Source organism: Rhizobium sp. BK650 (assembly GCF_014195325.1).
Taxonomy (GTDB): domain Bacteria; phylum Pseudomonadota; class Alphaproteobacteria; order Rhizobiales; family Rhizobiaceae; genus Rhizobium.
Map to the genome: position 1 here is coordinate 54,190 of NZ_JACIBK010000003.1, position 24,578 is coordinate 78,767.

The 24,578-nt window shown below is 61.9% G+C and carries 25 protein-coding genes, 1 pseudogene and 1 riboswitch; of the genes and pseudogenes, 10 read left to right on the forward strand and 16 right to left on the reverse strand.

Translation table 11 applies throughout. The features are described from left to right. Positions 1–2: 2 nt before the first annotated feature. Complete coding sequence (locus FHX15_RS08410; protein ID WP_184395473.1) at positions 3–416, reverse strand: hypothetical protein; 414 nt, start codon at positions 414–416, stop codon at positions 3–5. After that, positions 413–2,011: a hypothetical protein gene (locus FHX15_RS08415; RefSeq protein WP_184395475.1), complete on the reverse strand. Its 1,599-nt coding sequence runs from the start codon at positions 2,009–2,011 to the stop codon at positions 413–415. The genes FHX15_RS08410 and FHX15_RS08415 overlap by 4 nt, the downstream gene beginning before the upstream one ends. 392 nt (positions 2,012–2,403) lie before the next feature. On the opposite strand from FHX15_RS08415, the gene FHX15_RS08420 reads away from it, so the two are divergent. Then, the gene (locus tag FHX15_RS08420) at positions 2,404–4,068 is read left to right on the forward strand and encodes an alpha/beta-hydrolase family protein (RefSeq protein WP_184395477.1); all 1,665 of its coding nucleotides are present in this window, start codon (positions 2,404–2,406) and stop codon (positions 4,066–4,068) included. 190 nt (positions 4,069–4,258) lie between these two features. On the opposite strand, the gene FHX15_RS08425 is transcribed toward FHX15_RS08420, so the two are convergent. From FHX15_RS08425 to FHX15_RS08445, 5 genes are all read right to left on the reverse strand, one after another. Beyond that, the gene (locus FHX15_RS08425; protein WP_184395479.1) at positions 4,259–4,771 is read right to left on the reverse strand and encodes a hypothetical protein; all 513 of its coding nucleotides are present in this window, start codon (positions 4,769–4,771) and stop codon (positions 4,259–4,261) included. Next, the gene (locus tag FHX15_RS08430) at positions 4,764–5,231 is read right to left on the reverse strand and encodes a hypothetical protein (RefSeq protein WP_184395481.1); all 468 of its coding nucleotides are present in this window, start codon (positions 5,229–5,231) and stop codon (positions 4,764–4,766) included. The genes FHX15_RS08425 and FHX15_RS08430 overlap by 8 nt, the downstream gene beginning before the upstream one ends. Further along, entirely contained in the window at positions 5,221–7,314 is a 2,094-nt protein-coding gene (locus FHX15_RS08435) for a hypothetical protein (protein ID WP_184395483.1), read from the reverse strand. The genes FHX15_RS08430 and FHX15_RS08435 overlap by 11 nt, the downstream gene beginning before the upstream one ends. Next, positions 7,307–7,942 (reverse strand): hypothetical protein, encoded by a 636-nt coding sequence (locus FHX15_RS08440; RefSeq protein ID WP_184395485.1) that lies wholly within the window; start codon positions 7,940–7,942, stop codon positions 7,307–7,309. The genes FHX15_RS08435 and FHX15_RS08440 overlap by 8 nt, the downstream gene beginning before the upstream one ends. A gap of 336 nt (positions 7,943–8,278) precedes the next feature. Continuing rightward, positions 8,279–9,217, reverse strand: a complete 939-nt coding sequence (locus FHX15_RS08445; RefSeq protein WP_184395487.1) for an AEC family transporter — start codon at positions 9,215–9,217, stop codon at positions 8,279–8,281. Between the two features lie 119 nt (positions 9,218–9,336). Between FHX15_RS08445 and FHX15_RS08450 the strand changes: the two genes are divergently transcribed. Then, positions 9,337–10,218, forward strand: a complete 882-nt coding sequence (locus FHX15_RS08450) for a LysR family transcriptional regulator (protein WP_184395488.1) — start codon at positions 9,337–9,339, stop codon at positions 10,216–10,218. Between the two features lie 214 nt (positions 10,219–10,432). Here FHX15_RS08450 and FHX15_RS31435 read toward each other — a convergent pair whose 3' ends face one another. Further along, on the reverse strand, positions 10,433–13,021 hold the full coding sequence (locus tag FHX15_RS31435) for an AAA family ATPase (protein WP_184395490.1): 2,589 nt from the start codon (positions 13,019–13,021) through the stop codon (positions 10,433–10,435). A gap of 153 nt (positions 13,022–13,174) precedes the next feature. Between FHX15_RS31435 and FHX15_RS08460 the strand changes: the two genes are divergently transcribed. Beyond that, positions 13,175–13,450, forward strand: a complete 276-nt coding sequence (locus tag FHX15_RS08460; RefSeq protein ID WP_184395492.1) for a DUF4242 domain-containing protein — start codon at positions 13,175–13,177, stop codon at positions 13,448–13,450. A 572-nt stretch (positions 13,451–14,022) separates the two neighbouring features. After that, a riboswitch (Fluoride riboswitch) is annotated at positions 14,023–14,083 on the forward strand. A gap of 76 nt (positions 14,084–14,159) precedes the next feature. Beyond that, entirely contained in the window at positions 14,160–14,591 is a 432-nt protein-coding gene (gene crcB / locus FHX15_RS08465; RefSeq protein WP_184395494.1) for a fluoride efflux transporter CrcB, read from the forward strand. A gap of 204 nt (positions 14,592–14,795) precedes the next feature. On the opposite strand, the gene FHX15_RS30915 is transcribed toward crcB, so the two are convergent. From FHX15_RS30915 to FHX15_RS08475, 3 genes are all read right to left on the reverse strand, one after another. After that, positions 14,796–15,203: a hypothetical protein gene (locus FHX15_RS30915; protein ID WP_246778896.1), complete on the reverse strand. Its 408-nt coding sequence runs from the start codon at positions 15,201–15,203 to the stop codon at positions 14,796–14,798. Between the two features lie 101 nt (positions 15,204–15,304). Beyond that, positions 15,305–15,877, reverse strand: a complete 573-nt coding sequence (locus FHX15_RS30920; protein ID WP_246778897.1) for a MerR family transcriptional regulator — start codon at positions 15,875–15,877, stop codon at positions 15,305–15,307. A 487-nt stretch (positions 15,878–16,364) separates the two neighbouring features. Next, the gene (locus FHX15_RS08475; protein ID WP_184395496.1) at positions 16,365–17,063 is read right to left on the reverse strand and encodes a hypothetical protein; all 699 of its coding nucleotides are present in this window, start codon (positions 17,061–17,063) and stop codon (positions 16,365–16,367) included. Positions 17,064–17,412: 349 nt separating this feature from the next. Between FHX15_RS08475 and FHX15_RS08480 the strand changes: the two genes are divergently transcribed. Next, on the forward strand, positions 17,413–18,171 hold the full coding sequence (locus FHX15_RS08480; RefSeq protein ID WP_184395497.1) for an SDR family oxidoreductase: 759 nt from the start codon (positions 17,413–17,415) through the stop codon (positions 18,169–18,171). 48 nt (positions 18,172–18,219) lie between these two features. On the opposite strand, the gene FHX15_RS08485 is transcribed toward FHX15_RS08480, so the two are convergent. Both FHX15_RS08485 and FHX15_RS08490 read right to left on the reverse strand, forming a co-directional pair. Continuing rightward, positions 18,220–18,534 (reverse strand): hypothetical protein, encoded by a 315-nt coding sequence (locus FHX15_RS08485; RefSeq protein WP_409527002.1) that lies wholly within the window; start codon positions 18,532–18,534, stop codon positions 18,220–18,222. Between the two features lie 79 nt (positions 18,535–18,613). Continuing rightward, a complete protein-coding gene (locus tag FHX15_RS08490) occupies positions 18,614–18,946 on the reverse strand; it encodes an HNH endonuclease (protein WP_184395498.1) in 333 nt (110 codons plus the stop codon). 196 nt (positions 18,947–19,142) lie between these two features. Between FHX15_RS08490 and FHX15_RS08495 the strand changes: the two genes are divergently transcribed. Together FHX15_RS08495 and FHX15_RS08500 are read left to right on the forward strand one after the other, a co-directional pair. Beyond that, on the forward strand, positions 19,143–19,586 hold the full coding sequence (locus tag FHX15_RS08495; RefSeq protein WP_184395499.1) for an SRPBCC family protein: 444 nt from the start codon (positions 19,143–19,145) through the stop codon (positions 19,584–19,586). A 42-nt stretch (positions 19,587–19,628) separates the two neighbouring features. Then, complete coding sequence (locus tag FHX15_RS08500; protein ID WP_184395500.1) at positions 19,629–20,075, forward strand: VOC family protein; 447 nt, start codon at positions 19,629–19,631, stop codon at positions 20,073–20,075. A 226-nt stretch (positions 20,076–20,301) separates the two neighbouring features. Here FHX15_RS08500 and FHX15_RS08505 read toward each other — a convergent pair whose 3' ends face one another. Together FHX15_RS08505 and FHX15_RS08510 are read right to left on the reverse strand one after the other, a co-directional pair. Next, the gene (locus tag FHX15_RS08505; RefSeq protein ID WP_184395501.1) at positions 20,302–21,627 is read right to left on the reverse strand and encodes a DUF2254 domain-containing protein; all 1,326 of its coding nucleotides are present in this window, start codon (positions 21,625–21,627) and stop codon (positions 20,302–20,304) included. Positions 21,628–21,771: 144 nt separating this feature from the next. Next, positions 21,772–22,029 carry a hypothetical protein gene (locus tag FHX15_RS08510; protein WP_184395502.1) on the reverse strand — a complete coding sequence of 86 codons (258 nt, stop codon included), beginning with the start codon at positions 22,027–22,029 and terminating at the stop codon, positions 21,772–21,774. A gap of 375 nt (positions 22,030–22,404) precedes the next feature. Here FHX15_RS08510 and FHX15_RS08515 point away from each other — a divergent pair, with 375 nt between their 5' ends. From FHX15_RS08515 to FHX15_RS08525, 3 genes are all read left to right on the forward strand, one after another. Beyond that, complete coding sequence (locus FHX15_RS08515; protein ID WP_184395503.1) at positions 22,405–22,926, forward strand: cytochrome P460 family protein; 522 nt, start codon at positions 22,405–22,407, stop codon at positions 22,924–22,926. 86 nt (positions 22,927–23,012) lie between these two features. Continuing rightward, the gene (locus FHX15_RS08520) at positions 23,013–23,468 is read left to right on the forward strand and encodes a DUF4952 domain-containing protein (protein WP_184395504.1); all 456 of its coding nucleotides are present in this window, start codon (positions 23,013–23,015) and stop codon (positions 23,466–23,468) included. Between the two features lie 4 nt (positions 23,469–23,472). After that, positions 23,473–23,841: a hypothetical protein gene (locus tag FHX15_RS08525; protein ID WP_184395506.1), complete on the forward strand. Its 369-nt coding sequence runs from the start codon at positions 23,473–23,475 to the stop codon at positions 23,839–23,841. 125 nt (positions 23,842–23,966) lie between these two features. On the opposite strand, the pseudogene FHX15_RS08530 reads toward FHX15_RS08525, so the two are convergent. Beyond that, positions 23,967–24,452, reverse strand: a pseudogene (locus FHX15_RS08530) (hypothetical protein). Positions 24,453–24,578 lie beyond the last annotated feature (126 nt).

The following is a 24,578-nucleotide window of genomic DNA, read 5'->3' on the forward strand; positions in this document are numbered from 1 at the left end:
AGTCACACGGGCTCGATCCGGGCCGCCCACTTCCAGAGATCGTCCATCTGGTTCGGCGGGATGCCCATGGCGACCGCGAGCAGATCGACGCGGGGATCTTCACGGGAATATTCCTGCGCATCCTCGATCATGATGCGAACGGTTTCCTTGTCCTTAGCCGACATGCCGGCCATGCCGTCGATCGTGGCCAGGACATCCGCCTTGAAAATCGGCGGTTCAAGTTCGAGCGCGGCGAGCCAGAGCTGCCACTTCCGGAGAGTGGGGAAGCGATCTTCCGACCCTGTGGGATCGCGGAGGTATTTTGCGATCGCGGGCTCTTGATCGTCGTGAGGGGTGAGGGTCATGTTAGGTTGATTGCGAGAGAATATTTCAAGGATGGTTCCGGCGCTGTCGTAGCAAACATATACGGTTGTCATGCAAATAGCCTCCTGCAGGTGTAGTCGTGCCAGCCGCAGACGAAGAAGGAGGCAGCGCAGGCCGAGCTCGACACCGCAGCATACCTCCAGAGCTGGCCATTAATATTGCTGCGTGCCTTACCAGCAGCCGCGCTTTGATCGGGATAATCGTTGCCCGAGCGTGAGCGGCAGCGAACCTGATGGGCGGCGCCGGCGATGTAGCTGGCGGCAGCGGCATCGGAGACGATCCCGATGCAATCCTGCCCTGTGCTTGCAACAATGGTGTCGATCAGCACCGAAATGTCCACACTCAATCCCACGGGGGTATTGCTTGGTATTGCGAGGCCCTGCACATTGGTGTTGGCGACGAACCACGCGTAGCTATCGGTGTTGACCTCATTGCCCGTCTGCCAGAACGGGACGACGTTCCCCGATGAGTTGGTGAGGATCAGGCCAACGCGGCTTCCGGACAGGCATTCCCACCCAGTTGGCTTGATGACACCTGCCTCTGATGCCGACAGCGACATCACGAAATCCGTGGTACCATCTATCGTCTTCCTGACGGCGTAGAGGAAATACGTCTTTGACGGTTGTACAGATCCGGTATCGAGCAGCTGAGCGAGCGTTTTAGGCGTGGCAATAGTGGTCTGGTGCTTCTTGCCGCCAAACCATCCAGCGCCTGGGCCGATGGTTACAGATGCAACTCCGGCATAAGCCGGGATAAAGCCCGTAAAGAAATCAAAGCCGGTGGCAACGCAGACATATTTGACAATACTGCTTGCTAGGACCTTTTTCAGGGTCCAGCTATCTGTGCTGTCAGCCATAGCGAATTCGTCGCTATCGGCGATATCCGCTTTTGCGGCCGAACTGTGAAACATTCCGGCGATGCCGGCGGCAACCGAACCGTAGAGTGCGAGTGTTTTTCGATACCAGTGAAATGAGGAGAAAAGGCCGCCTGTGCCTGGGATCTGAACATCCTCGGGATTGCTCGCATAGGCGGCCGAGAGATTTGCGCTTGTATTCGCGGCCACCGCCGATTGGGCAGCTTCGCCCGCTTTTTGTCCGGCGATTTGCGTCAGTTCCGGGACATCTGAAATAACGTCCGCGATATCGGCGACCAATTTCAGATATTGCGCCACGGCCGCGACGGCTTCGATCGCCGCACCTTTGTCGCTCAGCGCCAGTACATTGGAAATAAGCTGATCGATGGTAGCGGAATCGTAACTCGGTGGAATGGTAACGGCGCGGGCCGCCCGTTCCTTCAGTTGCTGAAGCCGCATCACGATCAGGTCGAGCGCCTGCTCGACCGTCTCGGCGTAGTAGGCGCCTTGGTTCTCCAAGTCGGTTTCCTGGGTAAAGGGCACGTCCAGCAGCAAGGTTATCCGGCTGCCTTCCGCCGGAGCAGGGGTGATGAGCGCACTGCCGCCCCCATCGTTGCCGATCCTGGTAACTGTGTAATCGGCATCCAGTACGAGGATCGTATCCGTGCCGGAGGCATCCGTTCGGATCACCTGCAGATGTTGGGGTTCAAGGATCTTGAATTTGTATTCGAAGGCCGTGGTGGTGCCATCCCCGCTATAGGGGCCGGACCGATTTGTCTCGCTTGAAATTGTCATAGATCACGCCTCTGGTTTTGGTGACCATAGGCGCAAGAAGGTTGTCGGACTGATGTGGTGGTCGATACCGATGCCGCCACGCGCACGATCGTGGATTCCGTATGCCGGAGCCGGGAGCAACTTCAGAGAGGACATGCGCCGGCCACGCGCCCGCGTCTACATCGACGAGATCTGTGCCTATGGCCCTCATTTTTCCGCTCGCACTGGACCCACGGCCGGAGTGAGGTAATGAGGCGAGATATAGATTGCGTGATGCCGCTTTTACGCAATATAAGCCAGCCGTCATCAGACAAATCTCAGGGTCTGTTAAGCGGCCGCGCATCGCTTCTGGATTGCAGGCAAAACCTGACATAAAACAGGGAGTGCAGCATTCGGCATGGTGTGAGGCAATCATGCGATATCGAACGATTATTTACGTCAGGCCGCCTTCGTGGCCGGGTCTTTTCTTTGCGCTGCTTTGCCTATGCCTGTCGCTGACGCCGAGCCTGATGCCGCGGTCGTGGTTCGTGCAGGGTGCCCTGTCGGGTACAAGTGCTGCGGTCGGTTATCTTTGCGGCGTCATCCTGCAATGGCTCTGGATCTATCTCGAGATCCCCTCGCTCCGGTTCCGCCCCGGATGGGTGGTGCGATCGGTGGCGGTCATGGCAGGCGTATCGATTGCGGCGTTTTTCGTGTGGCAGGCGTCGTCCTGGCAGAATTCGGTCCGGGCGCTGATGCAGCTTCCGCCCAATGCCACGATCGAGCCCTTCCTGCTGATCTTGACGGCAATCCTTATCTTCATCCTGCTCATCGCGATCGGCCGGCTTTTCAAGATGATGGTAATTGCGAGTTATGAACGCGCCAGCCGGGTCGTCCCGAAGCGGATTGCCGCCCTTGCTGCCATCCTGATTTCTGCCTTCGCCTTCTGGACCATAGTCGATGGCGTTCTGTTCCATGTCGCGCTGCGCGTTCTTGATTCCTCTTTCCGGGAGGCCGATGCGCTGATTGACGACGATACGCCGATGCCCGACGATCCGGCCAGGACGGGAAGCGCTGTCTCGCTCGTCAACTGGGGGGAACTCGGACGACGGGGCCGTCATTTCATCGCCTCGGGCCCGACGAGGGAGCAGATCGGCGCGTTCCTGAACTCTTCCGCAAAAGATCCCATTCGGGTCTATGTCGGCCTCAACAGCGCAGACAATGCACAGGCGCGGGCGAGCCTGGCGCTCGCCGAACTGAGGCGGCAAGGTGCATTCGAGCGATCCTCGCTGATCGTCGTCGTGCCCACCGGAACCGGCTGGGTCGATCCGGAAGCCCTGGATACAGTCGAATATCTGCTGCGCGGCGATGTCGCCAGCGTCGCGATCCAATATTCCTATCTCAGCAGTTGGCTGTCACTGATGGTCGAGCCGGAATACGGGTCCGATACGGCAAGGGCGCTGTTTCGGGAAGTCTATGGCTATTGGCGCACCCTGCCGCGCGATCATCGCCCGAAACTCTATCTTCATGGCCTGAGCCTCGGCGCGCTGAATTCCCAGTCCTCCGTCAATCTCTTTGAAGTGTTCGACGACCCGTTCCAGGGGGCGCTGTGGAGCGGGCCGCCCTTTGCCAGTGCCACATGGTCCTATCTGACGGCAAACCGCAATCCAGGATCGCCCGCCTGGCTGCCGCAATTTCGCGATGGCAGCATGATCCGGTTCTCCAATCAATGGACGTCTGCCACCACTGCCGGTGCCGCCTGGGGGCCGGTGCGCATCGTCTTCCTGCAATATGCCAGCGATCCCGTCACCTTCTTCGACTGGCGGGCGCTTTATCGGGAGCCGGATTGGATGCAGGGGCAGCGCGGCCGAGACGTATCACCGCATTTTCAATGGTTTCCGATCGTCACCGCGCTGCAGCTCGGCTTCGACGCCATGATCGCCACCACCTCGCCGATGGGCTTCGGCCATGTCTATGCGCCGCAGCACTATATCGATGCCTGGCTGGCGGTCACGGACCCGCCCGGCTGGTCGCCTGAGGAGGTCGAGCGGCTGAAGCAGCATTTCGAGAGTGCTCGATCGATCGAAGCGAGTGATTAATCGAGATCGGTCATGGCTCGGAAATGGCAGGTCTTACTGAAGTCTAAGATCAGAATCTCACCATAACTATCTAATATTGAGCCATAATTCCATGAGCCTGCGGGCGGCTTCGTTGCGTCAGAGCCGCCTCGATCGCCAACCGCAAATCCCGCGGAATATGCTCGTGTTGCCGTATCGCCCGCGGCATCACTCAGTTGAAATAGCCGAGGCCCTTGCCCTGTGTATAGGCCTTGCCCGCGCCGCCGAGCACGGTGCCGAAGGCTTCGAGATAGCCGCCCTTGACGGCGGCGTCGGCGCGCATGCGGTCGAGCTTGGCACTTGCCAGCTGATTGGTGCCCTGCATCTTGTAGCCATAGGCTTCGCGATAGGCATTGGTGCGCACGTTCAGAGCATCGATCTCGCTCATCTTGGCGGTATCGACAATGGTGTCGAGCGGCGAGCCGAAGGAGATATCCACGCCATTGGCGGCGATCGCGGCGCGCTGGCGGCCTTCGAGCTGCGCCGTCTGCATGCGCTTCTGCTGCTCTTCCTGCTTGCCGCGCTCGATTGCGTCCTTCGCCTGTTTGTCGGCGATCTGCGCATTCATTTCGGCGACTTGGGCATTGTACTTGTTCGCCTGCGCCGTCGCCTTTGCCTGCTGTACCTGGCCGGCCGCGCCAAGCAGCGTCGAGCCGAGTGTCAAAGCCAGACCAAGATCACACATCAGCTGCTCCCATTTCGAATAGCCGGAATTGATGCCTGTTGATCTCAACCGGATCGAACAGCCGGAAGCCCAGCCATTCCAGCCAGCGGATCGAGACCGTGTTGCGGGCATCCACGAAGTTTCTGATCACGGCATAGCGGCTCAACAGTTGAGCCGGCCAATCGCGCGAGATCCGCAGGAAGGCGCGGAAATTCTCTTCAACCGCATCCGTGCCGAGCAGCCAGGGCGCGCCGATGCCGGTCAGGATATTGATGTCGCCGACACCCCACATAACCTCTGGCCGGCCATTAAAGAGCGCTGTCCAGGCAAGCGAGGAATGGCGGCAGGAGAAGGAAAGGGCAGAGAGCGGCGAGCGACCGGAGGCGGCGAAAACCTCGCCGCGGTCGGCCTGGCGCATGCGCTCCGCGATCGTGCGGATATGGGCGGGCTTTGCCGGCATGATCGCGATTTCAGCGGCCAAGGGTGATATCCGGCATGATGGAGAGGATGGTCATCGGCAGCGGGTCGAACTGTTTCACCCACATGGCGCCGCTGGTATTCCAGTCCCAATAGGGGGTGATGGTAAGATCTCCGGTATAGAGGCTGATCGCCTCGTTCCAGTTTTCATTGCGGCGCTGCTTGTATTCCACCAGCACGTTGCTGTCGCGCTCGCCATCGGCAGGGCCGGTGAAGATGCCGCGGGTATTTTCCACGCGAAAGGTCACTTCGGAGACGGATTTCGAGCGGCCCTGCACGGTGCCGAGGCCCTGCACCTGGCCGACATCGAGATCGAGCGTCTGGATCGCCGCCGTCACCGGCAGGCCGATATGAATTTTCGCCGCCGCGTTCTGCAGGCGCACGGCTCCGCCGCTGACGGTAAGGTTGCGCACGACATTGCCATCGGCCAGCGCGACGAGCGATTGCCCTTCGAGATGGGAAAGCCCAGTCAGCGTGGTGGCCGGCGGGCCGGAATAGGTGAGCCCGCAATCGACGAAGAAGGCGTCCTGAACATCCTCGAAGGCGCGGCTGTGCAGCCGTTCGATATAGCGCTTTTGCACTCCATTGATCGTGCGCCGCACGATGAAATAGGGTACATCCTCGCCATTCTCCTCGATGACGGTCACATCCTCGAAGAAGGCATCGGCACCGCTTTCGTGGCGGGTCCAGGCCCAGACATCCTGCTCCTTCATGTAGGTGAGCGAGACGAGCGCGCCGTCATCGAGCACCACCCAGACGACGGAATCCGGCGCCTGCGCATAGTCCCAGGCTGAGATCTCGCGGCCCTTGAAGAGGTGGCGGGCGAGGATGGTCAGGTCCTTCCCGACATAGCTGTCCTGTGTATAGTCATAGGAGAAGTCGCGCACCACGCCGCCAAGACGCTGGGCAAAAAGCACCGTATTGCCGACGACGATCGGCTGCACCTTGGCGGCCCCACGATAGCCCTGATTGTCGAGCTTGATGGCGGAGGGCGAAATCGCATCGGCGGCCGAGCCGCCGGTGACGATCCATTCGGATCCTGATGTCAGCAGCAGCAGGCCGCGCACGGAGATCATCGAGCGGATCTCGTTGACCTGCCTTGCCCGGATGCGGAAGGTCACGGCATCGCTTGCCTTGGCGGGCGAGGAGACGCCGAAATTCTCGTAATTGGCGGATTGGCTGAGCCAGACGGCCTGCGGATCGTTCCGCGTCGAGGCGAAGGCGAGGCGCTGTTCGATAAAGGTTACGCAGCGCGGATAATCGCCCGCCGCATTGAAGGGGTTGCGGCCGGACTGCGGCGTGTCGGAGAGATCGGGCGTGATGTTCTCGTCGTCGAAGGTGAGGCCTGTTGTGCCGCCGACATAGCCGAAGATGCCGTTGTCGTCGCGGTAGACGATGTAGCGCGCCGCGCCTGACACCGCCGCCCAGGCGACGCGGTTGATGCCGCCCTGGATGGCAAGGTCGTTGACGACGGCGCCGGCGTTGGACGGCAGGCTTTCCTCGCCGCTGTCGGCGACGGCAGAGACGCGATAGCGGTATGTGGTTGCCACATAGCCCGGTTTGCCTGATGTATCGCCGGGCTTGGTGACAACAGGCGTGCCCGCGGGCGGATTGATCAGCGGCTTGAACTGGACGGTCGTCAGCGTCCAGTTGTTGTCCGCAAGGCGCCCGAGTTTGCGCACCGGATGATTGACGTGGCAGAGATAGAGCACGTCGGCTTCCTGCACGAAGACGAGATCCTGCACGTCATCAGCCGTATAGGCGGTTGCGACCTCGTAGGGGGCGGCACCGGAGAGCACCAGTCCGCCATCGCGGAAGACGCGGATATATTGGTGACCGAATTCGAGGATATAGGTCTGCTCGGTATTGAACTGGAAGCGGATCAGCCGCGCCTGTTTCGAACTGTCCTTGATCTCATGGATGAATTGCAGGCCGGCCCGGTTCGACACACCGCCATGGGGATGGACGAAGACATTCAGCGCCGTGCGCAGGCCGCTTTGATATTTGGTGAGATCGACGCGGGCGCCGAGGGCAGGCGAGAGTTCGCCTGCGGTAAAGGAAGGCTGGTAGGCGCGGAAATCAGCCATGGGTGCGCACCGCAATCAGCTCGCTGACGAAATTCTCGCTCGTATGCCTCACCTGATTGGCCTCGGCCTGTTCGGCGGCCCGCTGGCTTCTCTCAGCAAGCGCCATCGCATCGGCGCGGATTTTCGGATCGCGCGTCAGCGGCATGGCGAGACGGACAGCGAGATGCCAGGAGAGCGCCTCGACGAAGAGCGGCGGATATTTCGTAGGGTCAGTCAGGCGGCAGGTGTAGCGCAGCAGCATCGGCGAGAGATCGCAATAGAGCCGGTCGCCCTCGAGCGCATAAGGATATTGCATCTCGCGCCCGGCCTCGTCGAGATCGGGGTTGAGCGTTTCCGGCACCGCTGCCGCGTCGGTGGAATAACGCGGCCTGATCCAGCGGATCTGCAGGCAATCGGCCGGCCGCGCATAAGAATGACGCCAGACGCCGGGCTTGTCATTGTCCAGTGCACCGAGCGCCAGCGTCTTGCCGGCCGCAGCCCAAGGAAAGGACTGCAAGAGCACATCGCGGGTCTGCGCATAGAACTGGTTGCAGGCGCGCGCTTCGGCGCTCTTTTCGGTGAGATCGTTGATATTGTCCTTGCCGATATTGGAAAGGGCGAGATTGCAGATAGAGACGACGGTAGCCATGAACCAACCTCTTGAGTTGAAATAGGGCTAGCGTGCAGATGGTTGTGGGGGTGAAGTGGGGCGGACAATCATCTTTAGTGGCGTGCCGAGGGGATACCCACGGCACAACCTGGCGATATCTGGCTTTGACGGCGGGCGGACGGTTGCCGCTCTCAACCGCACCTGCTACCTCCCTTTCAGCCATCGCCGGCCTCGAAGGAGAAAAAGTGAAGAACCCCATCTTTCTCGTCATCGCGAGCCTTTTCATTCTGGTGGCGATCGCTGGCCTTGCGATCAGCTCGGCGCGGCTCATCGGCCTGTTCGGCTGAGCCGCGACAGGCAACAACGCGTACGGACCTATCCGGTCACCGCCAGATAGGCCGAGATCGTGAGCACCGAAAGCACGGTCGAGGCCAGCACCACGCGGCCCGTCAGGCTTGCTTCGCGGCCGTAGAATTCCGCCAGCATGAAGGGGCCGGTGCCAGTCGGAAGGGCTGCGAGCAGAACTGCGGTGTGGGTGGCGGAAGCCGGCAGGTTCAGCAAAGGTGCGGCGATGAGCCAGGTAACGGCGGGCTGGGCGATCAGCTTCAGGGCGACGAGAATGCTTGTCGTCGTCGCTCGTGCGCTTGCTTCGCCCGCCCTCGTGTCGGCGAGAAAGAGGCCGAGGGCAATCAGCGCGCAGGGCGAGGCGGCACCGCCGAGGAGCTTCAGGAAGGTATGCACGGGAGCCGTAAGCGACACGCCTGAGACCATAACAAGCGCGCCGAGGGCGGGTGCTACGAGCAGCGGGTTTTTTGCCAGCGAGCGGGCCGTCTTGAGGGCGATATCGCGCCGCCGGGTTTCGGATTGGAGGCCGCCTTCGATGAGGATGATGGCGACGGCGAAGAGCACGCAGACGGTGAGGATGGTGGAGATCAGCGTCGGCCCCATCCCGGTGTCGCCTATCAGTGACAGGACGAGCGGAAAACCGATGAAGCCAGTATTGGCATAACTCGCGTTCAGCCCGTCGATCGCCGCGTCGACGAGATGCCGGCCCTTGGCGACGCGCCACGAGAGGGTCGCGCCGAAGATGACGGCGCAGCCTGATGTGAAGGCCATGATGAAGCCCGGCTGCCAGATCTCGGCGGGCCTGGCATTGGCCATGATGTCGAAGAGGAGGGCGGGCAGGGCCAGATAGACGACCAGCCGGTTGACCTCACGCGTGGCATTTTCGCTGAGCGCCCCGGCCTTTCGGGCAATCCAGCCGGCGAGGATGAGAGCAAAGATCGGCAGGACAATCGAAAGGTTCGTCAGCATTGGAGGCAACTCGGGTAGTTCGGCGCGGCTCCACGATCGGGAGCGATCCTTGCCTAGATCATGCGATCGAGATAATCCAATGTCATCTTTGATGCTGATTGATACTTCTGAGGTATCAGATGGATACACGCCATATGCGCTATTTCGTGGCGCTTGCCGAAACGCTGCATTTCGGCCATGCGGCGGGGCGGGTGAACATGAGCCAGCCGCCCTTCAGCCGCCAGATTGCGGCGATCGAAAAGCGGCTCGGGGCAAAGCTTGTGGAGCGCAATTCGCGCAATGTGGCGCTGACGCCGGCGGGCCAGCATTTCCTTGCCGATTGCCGCGCCGTGCTCGAAGGTTTCGATGCCGCCTGCCGCGATGTGCAGCTGGTCGCCAGCGGCATGAAGGGCGAATTGAAACTCGGCTTCATGATGCACGCCGCCCATAGCGTCATCCCGGCGCTTGTGCGGCTCTACTCCGAGGCGCGGCCGGATGTACGCCTCATCCTCGAAGAGCGCATCCCTACCGATATCGAGGAGATGCTGACCGAGGGCCGGCTCGACGCCGCCGTCACCTTCGGCGGCAGCGCGGCACCGCATCTGCGCACATTGCTGCTCGCCCGCGACCGTCTCTGTCTGATTGTGCCCGCGGGTCATCGGCTGGCGGATGGCGAGATGATCGGGCCGCAGTCGCTCGCCGGAGAAAAGCTGATTGCAGCCCCCGCGACAGTTGCGCCGACATTGCGTTCGGCGATTGGCACCTATTGCGCCGGCGGGGGCGTCATCCCGAATTTCGTCTTCGAGCCCCGCCTGCAGCACACCATCATCCGGCTGGTGCAGGAGGGGCTGGGTGTGGCGCTGATCCCGCAGTCGCTTTGCAGTGATCTTGCCGAGGGGGTGGTGGCGAGGATGCTCGAGGATGCGCCGGAATTCGATGTCGTGCTGTGCGCGCCGCGGGCGGGCAGGAACCCGGCGGTGCCGCAGCTGTTCGAGCTGGCGGGGCGGGCCGGTTCTTCGTGAGGCTTTGGAGCCTGTGGTTGGTGATGAAAAAACCCCGCCCCAAACCCCTCCCAACAAGGGGGAGGGGCTTAAACTGCCGCACTTGCTTTCCACCTCTTCGACGTTTTGGAAGGAGCGACGCGGGTGCTTCGGGTTAGCCCCCCTTGTGGGGAGGGGTTTTTGCCTCGCTTTCCTCATGTACTGCCATGATGAGGAAAACGGCCATCGCCCCAGTCTACCCCAGCAACCCCAGCCGCCGCCCTTCGGCCGCAGCCTGTCCTCTCGACCTTGCATTCAGCTTGGCAAGGATCGAGGAAATATGGTGATCCACCGTTTTGGCAGACACGAACAGCCGCGCGCCGATCTCGGCATTCGAGCGGCCCTCGTCGATCAGGCGCAGCACATCCATTTCCCGTGTCGTGAGGCCGGCGGCGTTGGCCTGGGTGCTGGCTCTCGGGCCGCGCGTGGCGAGCCGGCCGCTGCGTCTGCGGATCATTTCCTTCACATGGTTGACGACGGCGGTGGCGCCGAGGGCTTCCAGCGCCGCCAGGGCCCGGTAGAGCGCGTCGCTGTCGCCGTCGAGCAGGGAAAGGGCGGCGAAATAAGGCGCGCGGCGGTCCGTCCAGATATCGGCGGCTTCCTGCCAGCGGCTGTTGAGCATGGCGGTCACGGCGGCATCGCCCCCCGTGCTGGCGGCTGCAAGGGCGGGCTCGCCAAGAATATGGGCCCAGAAGCCGATCATCGAGCCGGCCGCGTCTTCGCTGCACAGGGAAGAGGCCTGCCGGAGGCCGGCGAGTGCCTTTTCCGGATCGCCGAGGCCGAGCCAGGCGCGCTCGGCCATCAGCGCGGCATGGGCCGAGAGGCGCTGGAATTCGAAAGTGTTTGCGAGGAATTTCTCCATTTCCTGCAGCAGTTCGCCTGCGGGTTCGCCGCGCCGGGTCTTCAGTGTCGCCAGCGCCACGAGCGAGGGATAGCGCGACAGGGCAGGGGCATTCTGGTTATCGACTACGGCTTGCGCAGCAGCTGCGGCCTCATCCCAGCGACCGAGAAAGGTCAGCAGTTCGGAAAGCTCGCCACGCATGTAGTCGCGCCAGGTATCGAGATCGTGCTCGATGCAATAGGCAATGCCGCGAGCCAGAATATCTTCGGCGGCAGCGGTGGCGTGGAGTTGGATTTCCACCCAGGCGCGGTTGGTGAAGGCGCGGGCCGCATGTTCCTGAAAACCATGGTCGAGGGCGAGCGCCAGGGCCTCGTCGAGCGTTTGGCGGGCGCGTTCGGGCTCGCGCCAGCAGATGGCCGTGCCCACATTGTTCATCGCGTGGCAGAGGACTTCGGGCCTTGCAATGTCTTCCGTCGTCACCAGAGCGATGGCGCGCTCGCCGTAAAGGGTGGCGGTTTCCGCGTCACCTGCCAGCATGCCGAGCTGCGACAGATTGGAATAGCCCATGGCGAGCTCGGCGTGGGCGTCCGCCTGCTCCAGCACCTCGACTGCCTCGCGACCGAAGGCATCGGCGTCCTTGCGGTCTCCGGCGAGATAGCTCAGGCGTGAGAGCCAGCGCATGTTGTCGCCGACATGCTTCATATCCCCGATGGCCTTGTAGAGCGTGAGCGCGTTCGTCTGTGCGGTGATGGCGCGTTCCATCTGGCCGGTGAGGTGGCATTCGAAGGCATAGCCTTCGTAGAGGCAGGCGCGCCTGGCATCGTTCAAAGCCCCGGCATGGGCGAGCGCCAGCTCGTAATGACGCACCGCCTGCCGGTGGGCGCCGAGCCTGCCGGCCTCGGCTGCGGCCTTCGGCGCGAGCTCCAGGATTGCGTCTATATCCTGCGCCTCGTTGGCGTGGTGGACCATGCGCGCCACGGAGGCATCGCCGGACTGCCGGAAATAGGCGAGCGCGCGTTCGTTCAGCGCCCGGCGGCGAAGCGGCGGCAGCGATTGCTCGATCGCTTGTCTGGCGATCTCATGGCGGAACATGAACAAGTCGCCAGCCGGTACCAGAAGCCCGCAGGCCGTGCAGGCCTCAAGCGCCGTGCGCGTGTCTTTGCCGCAGATCGCTTCGATCAGGTCAGGGGCGAAGGCATCGGGCGAGGTGGAGGCCGCATACAGCACCTCCCTGTCTGCCTGCGAAAGCGTATCGGCCCGCGCCAGCACGGCATCGCGGATGGTGGCCGGCAACCGATCGCGGCTTCCGCCATCGACGAGTTCGCTGACGAAATAGGCATTGCCGCCGGTGGCGGAAAAGACCGCCTCGCCGTCGAGGCCTTTCTGCTGCGCAAGTTCCAGGACAGCGGCCTTCGAAAGCGGCGGCACGTCGATCCTCAGCCAGTGGGCCGGCGGAATATCGGCGAGCAGCCGCCTTAGCCGCGTCTGGCCGGGTGTGTCGTCGTTCCGCGCCGTCAGGACCGAGAGCAGACAGGTATTGCGGATACGCCGGCCGATATAGCGGATCAGGTTCAACGTAGCGTCATCCGCCCAGTGAATATCCTCGATGACGAGAAGCGTTGGCTGGCGATCGGCGATCAAGAGATCGAGCACTTCGGAAAAGAGGGAAATCCAGTTGCCGGCTGAAACCCTGGTCAGCCTCCAGCGCGCCTGCCGCGCAATGTCGCGCCAGGGACCGAGTGGCTCGGCCGTGCCGAAATTTTCGCAGGCACCGGACAGCACGCGTGTATCGACAGGGACGGCGCGGGAAAAAGCCGCGGCAAGAGAGGATTTGCCGGCGCCGGCTTCCCCTTCGAGCAGGACGAGGCGGCCCTGGCCGTCGGCGGCTTCGCGCAACAACGACTGCAGATGATCGAGATTGGGGGCGCGCTCGATTAGTCGCATGGCAAATTATTGCCAGCATCATCAACGGCTGGAAATAGCGGCGTGCCAAAATAGGGCGGCGAGGGCAAGAAAATGGGGATATATCCCGATGTGGCCCCGGGCTTTCAGGCATAGCATCCATGCCGTCGATGCCAGCGCGAACAGGAGGTCGCCATGCCGAAATATCTCATCGAACGGAACATCCCCGGTGCAGCCAAGCTCACGCCCGAGCAGCTGCGGGAGATTTCCGCCACGTCCAACGAGGTCGTTGCCGGCCTCGACCGTCCCTATAACTGGATCACCAGCTATGTCGCCGGCGACAAGATCTATTGCGTGCATGAGGCCGACAGTGCCGAAACCGTCTACCGCCACGCCCGCGAAGGCGGCTTCCCGGCCGATCTCGTCACCGAGATCGCCTCGGAGATCGGCCCGCAGACTGCGCGCGCCTGATTACCCGCGCCTGATTACCCGCGCTTGGCCGCTTTGCTGAGGGGCGGCGGCCGGCGCTTGCCTCGTTCCCTCCTCGGATGCGTTCGGGGAGGGGATGGGGACGGGAGGTATTCGCGAAATCGCGAGTGATCTGAACGGCTGACCAATATCTTCCTCATTCCTGTGCCCTCGTGTCCGCACAAGGGATGTCCCGGAATTCAGCCTGCCTAAATTCTTGGGCAGGAAAGGCTCATTTCCACTCCCAGGACGAATGAGCCTCACGCCGCGTAGGCACGCCGCTGCTGGATCCTCCCTCGCGCCAACACGAGGGCACAGGAATGAGAGCGACAGGAAAATGACATTGGGTTGACCCATCACATCCACAAAGGGGCTCCCATGAGGCACAGTTTCGCTCCTTCCGAAACGTCTGATATCCGGAAAGCGGGGCGCCAGGTTAAGCGCCGCTCCCTCGTGGGCGCGTTTTAAATTCGACGGTTCTCCTAGCTGACGTATCGAGGAACGCCTTCTGCCGTGACAACTCCACACCGCGTCCATCTTCCCCTTGCAAGCCCACCGCAACTCGCGCTATACATCACCACGATGGGGATGGAGTGCCCCCGAAACCGCCGTAAGGCTGATGACTCCTACCGTGTTCAACCGCGGTGGGAATCTATCCGGAACCCGCTGCAGGCGGGTTTTTTGTTGCCCGCCCGAGATTATTGGAGCGAGTATGTCACTTTATACCTGTCTCATCATCATGGCCGGCGGCGCGCTCGGCACTTTCGCCCGCTACGCCGTCTCCGTACTCGCCATGCCGATCAGCCGTGATTTGCCCTGGGGTACGATCATCATCAATATTACGGGTTCGCTGGTGATCGGCCTTTTCAGCACGCTGACGCTCGCCAACGGCCGCTTTCCGGTGTCCGACGATATGCGTCTCTTCGTGATCGTCGGCATCTGCGGCGGCTTTACGACTTTCTCCTCCTTCAGCCTGCAGACGCTCGAACTGTTGCGAACAGGCGCCGTGGTGCGGGCCTGCATCAATGTGGCGACGTCCGTCGTGCTCTGCATCGGTGCGGTGGCTGTCGGCCATTTCATCGCGACGCGGATCAACAGCGGTACGGCCGATGTCGCGCAGGCGGCGATCGAGGAGCAGGTGTAAGGTGGGGCGTCTGCGGGCTGAACGACCGGGCCAAAGACCCCTCCCCAACCCCTCCCCACAAGGGGGAGGGGCTTAAGTTGCCGCGCCCGCACTCCGTATCTCCGACGCTTCTGGGGAGGCGTAAGGCGCTGCCATGGGGGAGTCCCTCACCCTTGTGGGGAGGGGTTGGGGAGGGGCTTTGACGAGGGGCGGCTGCCCACCACATCACATCATCGGCCGGATAAACATCCCGCTGAATTTCCCGTCGGCCGCCAATATGAAGCTCCATTCCAGATTGCCCTTGTCGAAACTGACCTCATAGACGTCCCAGCCTTCCGCCGTCACGCCCTTAAATGACAGATCCTTGAGCGGCCCCATGCGGTCGAGATCGGCCTTGATCACGGGGAATTGTTCGCGCACGAGGGCAGCGAGCGGCGGGGCCATCCGCTCGTAGTCGGGTTCGCCGCGCTGGTGCTGGTGGATGACCTCCCGCAGCAGCGCCTTGCTGTTTTCCACCGGGCGTTTGTCCCGGATGCGCCCGGCAAGCGCCTCTTCCAGTTCCGTCACGACGCTGGCGTCGACGCGAGGCGCTTCCTGTTCATAGCCGTTCTGGTGCAGCACGAGGCCGGCCACTGCGCCGCTTTGATCGCGAGAGAATGTCAGCTGCGCCTGGACCGCCTTGTAGAAGAAGCGGTCAACATCTTCGGGGAAGATTTCGAGCTCCGGCTGGCCGGTTAGGCGCGAAAGAGCCTGCCATCTCTCTCGGTGATCCGCCAGCCGAGCGTGTCGATAAGATAGAAGCCGGCATAATTGGCATAGAGCGCCGGGTCGATCTTCTGTTCAGTGCGCGGTCGCGCCTGCTTGTAGCGGCGCCAGGCGATGGCATCGGCCGAGGTGTCAGTCATGTTTGTCTCCTTTGCGAGCTTCAACAGATCGTCAATCGACAGGAGATCGCCGGCGGCAATTTTTGCCCTTAGCGTGTCGATGATGGCGAGGCTGTGCTGGGTGCGGCGCAATTGTTCCTGCAGGGAGAGATTCTGCATGGCGAGCATGCGGTCGAGATCGGTCGCGTGGCCGGCCAGCAGCCGGGCGATGTCCTGCAGGCTGAGCCCCAGCCGTTTCAGCGCGAGAATCTCGTTCAGCCGGGCAATTTCCTTGGCGCCGTAGAGCCGCCAGTTCTTTCCGGTGCGCAGCGGCCGGATGAGGCCTGTCTCTTCATAGAGCCTCAGCGCCCGCACAGTCATGCCGATTCGCTCGGCACATTGCGCCGCCGTCAGCCAGCTCTCTTCCCGTTCCTTGGCGTCCATCAAGCCCCCCGCGATATCTCGGAAGCCTTTCTAAGCTATGACGCTGGGTTCGGCTCAAGGGGTTTTTCGCACTTTTTTCCAGGCCTGTTGCGGGGGGCTGTGATGTCGCCGGAAACGGGCTGCCGCGCGTCGGCGCGACGCAATTGGCGGGAAGGAGACGACGCTGTCGGTGGGAGAGGCTCTATGACAGGCGCAATCGATCCGCCGGGAATGGAGACCCGGCGGATCGAGCGGCCGTCAATTCGCTGTCACGGTCAGGGCGGGTTGACAGCGATTGACGGATTTCGTCGGCCTTCCTGTCGGTATCTCGGACGCCGAGGAGGGCCTAGCCTTGGCGAGGGCTGTCCGGCAAAGTGACGAGCGCCAGCGCGTTTTTCGAGTTCGGCGCGGCGAATGGCCGGTTGCAGGGAAGCTTCCTTCCCGCGGGAAAATTCATGACAGGTGCATCGATCCGCCGGGACTGGAGACCCGGCGGATCGAGCGGCCGTCAATCCTCTGTCGTAGTCGGGGCTTGGTGCGACAGGGACTCACGGATCTCATCGATTTTTCCGTCGGCATTTCCGACGCCGAGGATGGCCTTGGCTTCCTCGAAGGCCGCAGGGCTCAACTGGCCGGAGCGCGTGGCGGCCTCCAGCGCTTTTTCCAGTGCCGCGTCGCCCAGGACCGGATCGTCGGCTGCGGGCGCGAAGCCGTTGTCGAGCTCGAACTGGGCGTAGGCCGTGGCATAGGCCGAGATCGCCGTCATCCGCGGATCGGACGTGTGCATATAGGCCTTATAGCTTCGGTTGAGAGAGTTCAGGCCGGCGAGTTCGGAATGGAGGTTCTTTTGTTTGATATCGTCGGTGGTCGTCTTCGCGGTTAGCGATTTCTCGGTGGTCTTGCCGGATTTTCCCCGGGTTTCGCCCTGCAGCGCCGAGCTTCCGGAATGATCGCCGCTCTTTCCGTGCGTGTCGCTACTTCTATGCGTATCGCTCTGTCCGTGCGTATCGCTCTGTCCGCCGCCATTGCTGTTGCCATGGTCGCCGCCGCTGCCGCCGCCGTTTCCCCCACCGTTGCCGCCGCCGTTACCGCCGCCATTGCCGCCGCCCTTTGCGAATGCGGCCATATCGAAGCCGGCAATCGCAGCAGGGCTCGAAGCGATAATGATGGAAAGGGCGGCCATGGATGCCAAAGTTGCGATACGCATCGTTTCCTCCGTTGCGGAACGGTTTTTATTTGAAGGCACCGGATCGCCGAATCTGAGGGCAATCAGGATTAGGAGGATGTTAGGTGCGAATTGCGGAACTTGCATCGGACCGAGGTCCGGTGTCCGTCGGACCATGGTCTTAAGGAGCGAGAGATGGTTAAGGTTTCGTCGCCGCACCGTTTGCCAGGCGCCGCCGGCTAGAGCGCCCTTTGAATCTAACGCCTCAGGCTTTCCAAAAATCGATCCCGATTTCTGGACCGATGCTGTGGTGACCGCCGATCTGGAATCGGGTGGCTGCCGGTTCCGATATTTCCTACGCCTCCGTGACCATCAAACAGGAGTTTTGGACATGGAACTGGACAGCAAGACGATCATGATCTCCGGTGCGAGCAGCGGCATCGGAGCGGCTGCCGCTCGGCTGTTTGCGGCGAGAGGCGCAAAACTCGTGCTCGGTGCGCGGCGGGCTCAGAACCTCGCAGCGCTGGTTTCGGAGATCATCGGGACGGGCGGAACAGCCGTGTCTCTCGCTGGTGATGTGCGCGACGAGACCTATGCGCAGGCGCTGGTCGACCGGGCGCTCGATGCTTTCGGCCGGCTCGACGGGGCTTTCAACAATGCCGGCATCGTCGGCGAGATGGGGCCGTTTTCGGAAATGAGCGCTGCCAATTGGGAGGCGGTGATCTCCACTAACCTGACGAGCGCTTTCTTTGCGCTGAAGGCGCAGCTGCCAGTCATGAAAGCGCAGCGCAGCGGCTCGATCGTCTTCACCTCGTCCTTCGTCGGATACAGCAATGGCGGCCTGCCGGGCATGGGGGCTTATGCAGCTTCTAAAGCCGGCCTGATCGGCCTCGTGCAATCGGTCGCCGCCGATTACGCGGCCGATGGTATCAGGATCAACAGCCTGCTGCCCGGCGGCACCATCACGCCCGCCGGGGGCGAGAACAACCCCGAATTCCTCGATTATATCTCCGGTCTCCATCCGATGAAGCGGATGGCCGCTGCCAAGGAGATCGCACAGGCAGCGCTCTTCCTGCTGTCGGACCAGTCGAGCTTCATGACCGGCAGCCCGATGATCGTCGATGGCGGCATGTCGGTGCGGCTGCTGTAGGGTGAGATGGCCTCGGCGGTGGTGGCGCCGCCCGAGGCCGAGTTCAGATTATTGTGCTCTGGCCGATATCCCTTCGAAGACGCGAGCGAAGACAAGGGCCATGGCTGATAGCATCAGCCCGCCGGCGAGCAGGAAAGTCAGTTTCATGCCGGCCGAAATCGCCGCCGGCGCCGCATGAATGAAATCCTGCGTGCCGGCGCCATAGGCGAAGACGGCGCCCATGAGGGATGCGCCTGACATCAGGCCGATATTGCGCGAGAGGCCGAGCAGGCCGGAGGCCGTGCCGCGACGGTCCTTCGGCACATCGGCAAGGGCTGCCGTATTGTTGGCAGCCTGGAAAAGCTGGTATCCGGGCGTGAGCACGATGATGGCTGCAACATAGCCCGCGACGCCCGAAAGCTGCGGCAGGATTGCCAGCGCCGGACGATTGGCCGGTGGCGGTTCACTCCCGCCGGCGGTTGCTGCGTCGCGTGCTGTCGTAAAAGCCGGGCGGCTTCTTCTTCACCCAGGCGACGAAGGTCTGGATGGCGGGGTGGGCGAGAAGAGCCTCGACGGTCGCATAGGACTGTTTCAGCTCCGCCTCACTGAACTGGGCATGGATCTGGCGATGGCAGATGCGGTGCAGGACCTGGGTTTCGCGCCCGCCGCGGCTCTTCGGCACGAGATGATGCTCATCCCGCTGCTCGGGGGGCACGAACCGGCCGCAGAGCGGGCAGATGTCGGGTTCCGGAGCTTGATACCAGGAGGTGACGTCTTGGTTTTTCTTTCGCGGCATGGGGCGTAGATTAGCCGCAAGCCTGAGCGACAGGCAACCGATCGTCACACCGTTCGCGGCGGCCGATCGCTCGATGCGGTCATCGCAAGATCGGCTGCAGGACTCGTTCCGGAATTTTTTTAGCCCGCAGTGTCGGACCGGGTAGGTCTGGCACGTCCTGGAGGCATTGCAAGAGTTCAATCCAAAGGAGGATCACATGCCGAGCACAATTCGTCTTCACCGCGTTCTGGCCACCAGCCCGGACAAAATCTATCGCGCCTTCCTGGAAGCCGATGCAGTCGCCAAGTGGCTCCCGCCGAACGGCTTTACCTGCACGGTGCACCATCTGGAGCCTGTCGTCGGCGGAACGCACAGGATGTCTTTCCGCAACTTCACGACCGGCCATAGCCATTCCTTCGGCGGTGAATATCTGGAACTCGTTCCCGGCCAGAAGCTTCGCTATACCGACAAATTCGACGACGCCAATCTGCCCGGCCAGATGGAGGTCACCGTGACGCTGACGAAGGTTTCGGTCGGCACCGAACTTGAGATCGTGCAGTCCGGCATCCCGGATTTCATCCCGCCGGAGGCCTGCTATCTCGGCTGGCAGGAATCGCTGCGCAATCTCGCCCGCCTCGCCGAGCCTGAAATCAACCAGTAAGCATGGGACTTGGTAATTTGAGACGATGAGGGAGACCGGGGCATGGCGCTCAAGCGAATGGACAATGTCGGAATCGTCGTCGAAGATCTCGGAAAGGCGATCGATTTCTTTCGCGAACTTGGCCTCGAACTGGAGGGGCAGGCCATGATCGAAGGAGAATGGGCCGGGCGTATAACCGGACTGGGCGACCAGCGTGTCGAGATTGCGATGATGCGCACGCCAGACGGACACAGCCGGCTCGAGCTTTCCCGTTTCCTTGCGCCTGACGTCATCGCTGATCACCGCAACGCTCCGGTCAACGCGTTCGGCTATCTTCGCGTCATGTTCGCCGTCGACGATATCGACGAAACGCTCGACAGGCTGCGTGCGCGCGGCGCCGAGCTCGTGGGCGATGTCGTCCAGTATCAGGACGCCTATCGGCTCTGCTACATCCGCGGACCCGAAGGGATTCTCATCGGCCTTGCCGAGGAACTTGGGCGAGCGCAATAGAGGAGGGCCGGGTTCGCATCTGCGGATCCGGCCGTTCTGTGGCTGCTGCCGGGGCCGGCTGCCGTGATGAACACTAAGAACACAACAGCGAATTTGTCACTGTGTCGGCTGAGGATGTTATCAGTCGCAACAAGCGCCGATAGTGGCATAGAACCGGCCTTTGAACCGGCGGAAATCCCGCGCTTGCCGCCCAGATTATGGCAAGCAGTCAGAGCATCATCGACCGCTATTGGCGAAAAGGGGTGACGGAGCCGGTTGCTGGTTGCACTTTCGGGGGCAGGGATTTCGAGCCGCCGAGGCCTTGCGTATCCGCTATTTTTGCAAGCTCCAGATCCTCTGGAAAGTCGTAGACCTTGGCGAGCGATCGATCCAGCAGAGCCATTTCCGTTTCAAGGGCAGGCCGGCGAAATTCGGGCAGCACTTGCAGCCCATATTCCAGCACGGCCCGCAGGCGGCGGGCGATCTGAAAGTTCTCGGCGCCGTAGAGCCTGATTTCGCTGAAGGTCAGCTTCACGAAATCCTCCCAGTTCGGGGTCCTGCAGATGAGCCGCAATTGCCCGGCCGCGCCGAAGATCTCCTGCTTGCCGAGGTCACGCTTGCCGACGAAGCAGAGCAGGCGCTGCAGTTGATCGATCGCAAGCACGGCCGTCGTCGGATCGTTGATCGCTTTCGAAAGCGCCTTGATCGCGATGTCGACGATGATCCGGAAGGCGAAAGTCGCGTCCTGTTCGAGGGTGCGTTCCGGTCCGAAGGCAATCAGCGATTTCAGCTTGTCTTCGTCCGGTGACAGGATGCCGTAGAGCCGGAAGAGGGGCTCGCCGGAGGCGACGAAGTCGCCGATCCGCGGGACGAGCTCTATGACGGAGCGGGTCTTCTCGGCCTGCGCCAGCAGGCGGCTTTTGTTGACGGCAAGCACAATGGCAGGCCGCCCCCGGTAGAGGATGACCCTGTCCGGCTCGTTGACGGGGCGCAGATGCGTGGCGACCGTGTCGGCCTCGGCCTTCGCCATTTCCGGGTAGACCTCGTCGACCACCGCGCGACCTTGCTCGCTCACGCGCAGGATGATGCTCACCGGCCGCAGCAGGCGGGCGGCATAGTCGATCAGATAGAGGAAGGCGGCGATGGACAGAAAACCGAGCAGGCCGGCTAACTCCACGATTGCCTGCGGGACGGCAGCTTCCAGCCGCACCAACGCCCCGGTCGCAAAGAGCAGGGTGAATGTGAAAAGCCCGACGGTAAAGCGGATGGCATTGTCATTCAGCAATGTCGTCGCAATGATCCTGGGCGTCAGTTGGCCGCCTGCGATCTGAATCGCCACCAGCAGCGAGCCGAAGGTGAAGACGACGAAGGTCAGCGTCATCGTGATGATCGTCTCGAGCAGCCTCTGGGTACCCTCCGTTCCCCAGGGCCAAGGTTCGATCCAGAGGATCCACGGCTCAAGCAGAGAGACGATGCGAATTGCCATGACATAGAGGAGCAAGGCTATGAACGGCACCAGCCACAGCGACGACTTGATGTAGCTCTTCAGGCTATAGAGCCGGTTCCAGCCCATGTTTTTCCCCCGGTGTCCAGGTCCCCGCCCGGCAGATGCCGCGCCGTTCTTGCTGTCGATCGGCGCGGTACAATCTTGGTGCGCTTGAAAGGCGGGACTGCCAATTTCCGGCCGTTCCAGCTGTTATGCCCAAAACGCCTGATCTTAGTATTTAAGGTCGCGCGCAGTCTGGCGGCCGCTCTGCTTGGTCTGCCGCTTGTCCTGTCGGCAGGCGGCATTGCTCTTTTCGTTGGCAGCGCGACAGGCCTGTTTCGTATCGCGCGCGCCCTGCCGCGTATCCTGCTTGACGTCTCGTCCGGCGCGTCGTTGCTGTGCCTGCTCCGTGCTCCATGAGATATCCGGCAACGTTGCAAGGAACATCGTGGCCAACAGAGCTGTACACAAGGGTTTCAATCTCACCATTGCCTCACTCCTCTCGACATGCCTCCGAATCCCCCTCGGAAGGTTCATGGTCTTGGGCAAGTGCGTGCACGGGCGATCCCGCGTCAGAACAAGTGGCGATAAGATCATCCGTAGAGGATCGCGCTTCAGGATTTCGCCCAGCCTTCGATCGCGACCACCGGATCGAGATCGACCCTGCCATTATGCACGAAACGGCTCAACAGCCACGTATATTACTGTAGGACACAGGACGCGGGCCGCGTGGGGCAAGGCCTTAAGTCTTTGAATCGACACATCAGACTTTCAGAAAACGGTGTCCACCATATCAAAGTATGATTTCGCCTGCCGGAATATCTGCGAGGATCGTTTCATTGCTCTAACGGCAGGAGAGTTTCGATGAAGCGGATTATCGCGGTGTCCCTGGCGGCCGGTCTGGCGACCGGCCTGATCGGTTACAATACGACAGCGTCCGGGGAGACCGATGCCGCACGCGCGCCGGCGCTGACCGAACTTCCCGACGGTTACCGCGACTGGCGGCTGATCACCGTGGCGCATGAGGAGGGCAAGCTCAACGATATCAGAGCCGTCCTGGGCAACGATATCGCGATCAGGGCCTTCCGGGAGGGGGCTGCTACCTTTCCCGACGGCACCATCATCGGGCGCCTCGCCTGGGATTATCACCCGCTGGAGGAAAGCAAGGCAGCCTTCGGCGCTCCCCAGTCTTTCGTCGCGGGATTGCCGAAGAACGGCGTGCAGTTCATGGTCAAGGATGCAAAGAAGTTCGCCGCGACCGGCGGCTGGGGATATGTCGAGTTCGATGACGGCAAACCTTCCACGACAGCAATGCCTGAAGCCTGCTTTTCCTGCCACTCAATCGTCAAGGACCGCGACTTCGTGTTCAGCCGGTACGCGCCGTGAGGCGGTCGTCTGTCCTGATTTCGACTATCCGTATAAAGACCGCTGTTGCGGATGAAGGTGTCGGGGCGGCGCAGTCGAGGTTGGATATGAAGCTTGCGATCTGTCTTCTTGCCATATGGTCGCTGGGCAGCGCCGCCGCGACACCGCTATTGCCAGCGTCAGCCGGCACTTCCGATGCGGAGGCGTCGGCGCCGGGTTGCGCCGATTTCCTGACGCAGATGGGGAAGAAGCCCGCTCATGCAGAATATGCCGGGTGCAGCTATGCGCCGGATCGCCAGGGCAAACCGCTTGAGGCGACATACCGCGTATCCGGCCGGTTTGCGGCTGCCACCGAGGCCTATCTCATCAAGGCCGTGGGTTTGAACCGCCTCAAGCGTTCCTGTTGCATATGGGATTCGCCCGCCAGCCAGTTCCGCGATTCAATGGGTCGCGACTTCCTGATCTCCATGGTCTCGGAGGAAACCATGGTTTCCAGCCGCAGCGAGTGGCCGCGGATCGTCGTGTTCGAGATCACGGTTGAGACGTTTACCGAGGAAATGTGACGAGGTGGATATCAATCCGCTGGCCCAAGGATCGCGACTTCTTGTTCAACCGGTACCCACCCTGACGGCTATCGTTTCGGACACAGCATTATGTTCCCAGCGAAAAGCGGCATGTCGTTCCATCTCCGGGAGTTACTTGACATCTGAACATTGCCAATTTCCGACGATGCAGGCGATGCCGGGTGTCGAGCAGATCAAGCCTTCCTTGTCGGACTGGCTGCAAATGCTGCAACCATCAGTTAATGATCTGCAGGTCGGGTGGGCCTTTATGAATGCCTGGAGCTTGTTGTCCGGGGTGGCGGGCGTCGGCGCTGCTGCACCACTGCCCGCAGGCGGAGGCATCGGGGCGCTTTCTTCGGAATATGCGCCATGAGACAGGAAGAGTGCGAGGAGAACGGGTCTGGCAAGAACGGAAAGTGGCTTCACCATGTGCTGTCGTCCCCTGGTCATTGGGTTGCGAACCTTACATTTCTTGGCGCGCTGTAAACCCGCCCGCCGTCATTCGATCTGCGCATCCAGCTGCTGCGCGACGGTCTCATAGTGGCGCGACGAGGCGGCATTCCCCTATTTGGCGTAAAGGGTGGCAACGTCGCGAGCAGCCTTTGCCGCCGCGCGGAAGGCGTCGAGCCTGACTTGCGGCTCCAGTTCCGCATCGCTGCCGATATCGCCATTCTTGAATCGGCCGACCCGATAGCCTTCGTCGTCGATCACGCCGATGACAGGCACACCGGCCTGCATCTCCCCAAAGAAAGCCGGACCGGCACGATCGCCGTCGCGGCGGCGCAGCATTCCCGGTCCGGACGCCTTGTTGTCGGGACAAGCGCCGGTCCAGTAGGTCGGGCCAGCCGTGAGGGACGCGGGGGAGACGAATTGGCAATGGCTTGCCGGATCCTTGGACCATGCCGGCCCGCCAGACGGCTCCTGCGCCTGCGAGGGGGTTGCGCACCACAGGGATGTGACGACCGCCAGGGCGGATGCGGCCATCGGTAATTTTTGCTGCTGCAACTCTGTGTCTTCCTCTTCTGGTCCGGCCTCACTCCATCCCACGACCCCTGCTAAATTTCCAGCCGGGCTTAAGGCGAGCGGCAGGCTTTTGCGACTGATTTCATG